This window comes from Roseateles sp. DB2 (genome assembly GCF_051857535.1).
In the GTDB taxonomy this organism is placed as follows: Bacteria; Pseudomonadota; Gammaproteobacteria; order Burkholderiales; family Burkholderiaceae_C; genus Roseateles_B.
The window spans coordinates 1-1,214 of sequence record NZ_JBPZGY010000050.1; the positions used below are offsets into that span (position 1 = coordinate 1).

Sequence of the window (1,214 nt, forward strand, 5' to 3'; positions counted from 1 at the left end):
CAGCGGTTTGACGAGCGAGGCAGCCTGCATGGGCTCATCCAGGCGCAGGCGAGGCGCAATCCGCAGGCCCTGGCCCTGGTGGACGAGCAGGAGCAGCTGAGCTATGGGGAGCTGGATGCCTTGACGGATCGCCTGGCGGCCCAGATCGCAGCCCCGCTGCAGGGCGCCCAGCAGGGGCAGCCCCTGGTGCTGGTGTGCCTGCCGCGCGGGGTGGCGCTGGTGGCCGGCGTGATCGCCGTGCTCAAGGCTGGTGCGGCCTACGTGCCTGTGGACCCGGCCTACCCGAGCGAACGGCTGAGCGCCATGCTGAGGGACAGCGGGGCCCGGGTGGTGCTCACGCATGGCGAGCTGGAGGCCTCGGCGCAGGCCCGGCTGGCGATGGCCGTGGCGGCGCAGGAGGAGCCTCCGGTGGTGCTGGACGTGCGCGAGTTGCGCCAGCAGGAGAGCGTGCCGGCCCTGGCGCAGACGACGCAGGCGGGCGCCTCGGCCCTGGCCTATGTGATCTACACCTCGGGCTCCACGGGGACGCCCAAGGGCGTGATGGTGGAGCACCGCCAGGCCCTGAGCCAGCTTGGCGCGGTGGTACAGCGCACGGGGCTGAGCGAGCAGGACCGCATGCTGCAGTTCGCCTCGGTGGCGTTTGATGTGTCCGTGGAAGAGATGTTCGCCACGCTGGGCGTGGGGGCCACGCTGGTGTTGCGTGGCGATGATTGGCTGCAAGGGGCGCAGGCCTTCTGGCAGCGCTGCCAGGTGCATGGGGTCACGGTGGCGGACCTGCCGCTGCAATTCTGGGAGCAGCTCATCCAGCAGGACGAGCCGATCCCGGCGAGCCTGCGGCTGATCATCATCGGGGGCGAAGCGCTGAACCAGCGTGCGCTGGCGCGGTGGTGGCAGCGCGAAGGTCACCGGCCCGTGCTGCTCAATGCCTACGGTCCGACGGAGACCACGGTGAACGCCACCATCCACGAGCCCGGAGCGGGGGAGGAGGAGTGGCGGGCCATTGGGCAGGCCATGGCCAACACGCGGCTGTACGTGCTGGACGCGCACCAACGCCTGGTGCCACCAGGGGTGGTAGGGGAGTTGTACATCGGGGGCGCCGGGGTGGCACGAGGCTACCTCCGCCAGCCAGAGCTGACGCAGGAGCGCTTCCTGGAGGATCCCTTCGTGAAGGCGCAAGGGGGGACGGGGCGGATGTACCGCACCGGAGACCTGGT

The 1,214-nt window shown here is 70.7% G+C and carries 1 protein-coding gene; it reads left to right on the forward strand.

Features of this window, described 5'->3' with window-relative positions; translation table 11 throughout:
- The coding region (locus tag ACS5PK_RS22630) for an amino acid adenylation domain-containing protein (protein ID WP_439442520.1) at positions 1-1,214 on the forward strand (1,214 nt) is incomplete at both ends.